We start from the raw sequence: 2,864 nt of genomic DNA, 5'->3' as shown, positions 1-2,864 counted from the left end.
GGCGGGAAGGACCGCCGCTGCCGACAGGCGATGCGCTATGCCGCTGTTGGCATAACCCTGATTCGTTTCGGCGATCGCCAGCAAAGCGAAGCCGACAGGATCGGCCAGCGAGCTCATGGCCTTATCGCTGAACAGCACCATGACCTGAGCATCGCCGGTTCCAGCCTGACGGGCTTCCGTGGGCGTGACGGTCGCATGCGTCGTGGCTAACGACTCCCAGCCAACGGGGTGATCGGCTGGTAGTCTGGCGGTATCGACGGCAACCACCGCATGACCGCCAGAACGCAACGGACGTATGCCGTACAACTGGCCATCGACATGCACGGAGCCGCTGATGCGGCCTTCGTGGCTGATCAGAACAACTTCATTGGCTGCGCGTACAAGCGCGTCGGTATCCTCTCTCAGCGCATCCCAATGTCTGACGTCATGCCAATGGCCTTGCCAGACAATGCTGCCGTCCCGCAGTGTTTCGCTGTGCGTGAGCCGTGCCTCGCCTCGCAACTCAGGTGTCAGATTCAAAGCAAGCGTCGGTGTTTGCGCGCGCATCGCCTGCGTTGTGGCGTTGACACGCCCGATGACGGTAAATGCAGGAGTTTCATGCAGCGCCAGCAGCGTCGGATCTTCGGACGCGTGAAGGGTGGCCAATGGCATGGGGTGGAACAATTCGGCCTGCTGAGCGATAGCAAGCCCGGGGAGCAACAACAAAGCGATGGCGATCCTTTGCCTCATGGCATGGTCCTCGAAAACGCGGCGAAGCCGCAAAAGGAACAGCATGCGCCCAGGCAATGTTTGCCCGGCAGACGTCGATCGCGCGCCACGATGTAGTTGAACGCGGCGTGGCCTCGTGCGTAATAGTCAATCCATGGCTATGAAAAGGGTGGCGCCATCGCGTCGGACGGCGCCACCGGATGACATCAGTAGCGGTAGTGATCCGGCTTGTACGGACCTTCCACCGGCACGCCGATATAGGCGGCCTGTTCCGGGGTGAGCTTGGTCAGCTTCACGCCGATCTGCTCCAGGTGCAGGCGGGCGACTTCTTCGTCCAGCTGCTTGGGCAGGCGATAGACCGTCTTGGCGTAAGCGTCCTTGTTCTTCCACAAGTCGATCTGCGCCAGCGTCTGGTTGGAGAAGCTGTTGGACATCACGAAGCTCGGATGGCCATGCGCGCAGCCCAGGTTCACCAGACGGCCTTCGGCCAGCATGTAGATACTGTGGTTGGTCTTTCCGAACGTATAGCGATCCACCTGCGGCTTGATGTTCTCGCGCGTGACATCCTTGGCGGTGTTCAGGCGATCGATCTGGATCTCGTTATCGAAGTGGCCGATGTTGCACACCAGGGCGTTGTTCTTCATCGCCGCCATGTGTTCCAGCGTGATGATGTCCTTGTTGCCGGTGGTGGTGACATAGATGTCCGCGATACCGAGCGTGTCTTCCACGGTGGTGACCTGGAAGCCTTCCATCGCCGCCTGCAGGGCGTTGATGGGATCGATCTCGGTGACGATCACGCGCGCGCCGAAACCCTTCAGCGAATGCGCGCAACCCTTGCCCACGTCGCCGTAGCCGCAGACCACGGCGACCTTGCCGGCCACCATCAGGTCGGTGGCGCGCTTGATGCCGTCGGCCAGCGATTCGCGGCAGCCGTAGAGGTTGTCGAATTTGCTCTTGGTGACCGAGTCGTTGACGTTGATCGCCGGCACCAGCAGCTTGCCGGCTTCCATCATCTGGTAGAGACGATGCACGCCGGTGGTGGTCTCTTCCGAGACGCCCTTCCAGTCGGCCGCGACCTTCTTCCAGAAGCCGGGGCGCTCCTTGGCGGTGCGCTTCAGCAGATCCTTGATGACCTGCTCTTCATGGTTGCCGCTGGGCGTATTGACCCAGTCGTCGCCATTTTCCATGTCCACGCCCTTGTGGATCAGCAGCGTGGCATCGCCACCGTCGTCGACGATCAGCTCGGGGCCGGTCTGGCCAGGGTGGGTGAGCATGTCCAATGTGCATTCCCAATACTCCTCCAGTGTCTCGCCCTTCCAGGCGAACACCGGGATACCGGCGGCGGCGATGGCCGCGGCGCAGTCGTCCTGGGTGGAGAAGATATTGCACGAGGCCCAGCGCACCGAAGCACCCAGGGTGCTCAGGGTTTCGATCAGGACCGCGGTTTCCTTGGTCATGTGCAGCGAACCGGACAGGCGCACGCCCTTGAGCGGTTGTTCCTTGGCATAGCGGGCGCGAATCTGCATCAGGCCGGGCATTTCTTCTTCGGCCATGCGGATGCGGCGGCGGCCGAGTTCGGCCAGGGAGATATCGCGGACCTTGTAGTCCTGGAAATGGGTGTCTTTGGTAACGGCGTTCATCGTTGGCTCCGATGGGTTGATCGGGCGCCGTTATGGAACATGCCGCGCCGAGCCTGGCCGTCCAAGACGGTCGCAGCGCCCCTCGGCGGGCTTACGGAACCCCGATTCTAACCCGGGGCGCAGGGCGAGGGGAGAATAAATTGTGCTTCGCAACACAGCGGGGTAGTCTCGGGCCCCTGCCAACCGGGAGCTGCCGATGCAAGAGCGTGAGCACGATTTCCTACCCCATGACGGCCCGCTGCGCGAGGACGTCAGTCGCCTGGGTGCCCTGGTCGGCCGCATGCTGGCTGAACAGAAGGGCGAGGCGTTCTATCGCCGGGTGGAGTCGGTGCGCACTGCCGCCATCGCGCGTCGCCGCGAAGGGCGCGACGTGGCCGCGCTGGCCGATACGTTGGCCGGTCTGGATACTGCCGATGCCGAGGCGCTGGCACGCGCCTTCGCCAGCTATTTCCAGGCGGTAAATATTGCCGAGCGGGTCCATCGCATCCGCCGCCGCCGCGATTACCAGCGCGAAGG

At 62.6% G+C, this 2,864-nt stretch carries 3 protein-coding genes and 1 riboswitch; of the genes, 1 reads left to right on the top strand and 2 read right to left on the bottom strand.

Annotated features, from left to right (window positions below; all coding sequences use genetic code 11):
* Both VIM98_RS15440 and ahcY read right to left on the bottom strand, forming a co-directional pair.
* Window positions 1-729 (bottom strand): hypothetical protein (locus tag VIM98_RS15440; protein WP_331993999.1); only part of this gene is annotated, 729 nt, incomplete at its 3' end.
* Window positions 730-914: 185 nt separating this feature from the next.
* A complete protein-coding gene (gene ahcY / locus VIM98_RS15435; protein WP_331993998.1) occupies window positions 915-2,348 on the bottom strand; it encodes an adenosylhomocysteinase in 1,434 nt (477 codons plus the stop codon).
* 15 nt (window positions 2,349-2,363) lie between these two features.
* A riboswitch (S-adenosyl-L-homocysteine riboswitch) is annotated at window positions 2,364-2,438 on the bottom strand.
* A 106-nt stretch (window positions 2,439-2,544) separates the two neighbouring features.
* Here ahcY and VIM98_RS15430 point away from each other — a divergent pair.
* Window positions 2,545-2,864: phosphoenolpyruvate carboxylase (locus VIM98_RS15430; RefSeq protein ID WP_331993997.1), on the top strand; the 320-nt coding region annotated here is incomplete at its 3' end.

The organism is Dyella sp., assembly GCF_036568765.1.
Classification (GTDB): Bacteria; Pseudomonadota; Gammaproteobacteria; order Xanthomonadales; family Rhodanobacteraceae; genus GSA-30.
This window is presented reverse-complemented; position numbering and strand designations above follow the sequence as displayed.

Excerpts from the sequence above, each read along its gene's own strand:
- ahcY (WP_331993998.1), bottom strand. The coding sequence starts at position 2,348 with ATGAACGCCGTTACCAAAGACACCCATTTCCAGGACTACAAGGTCCGC.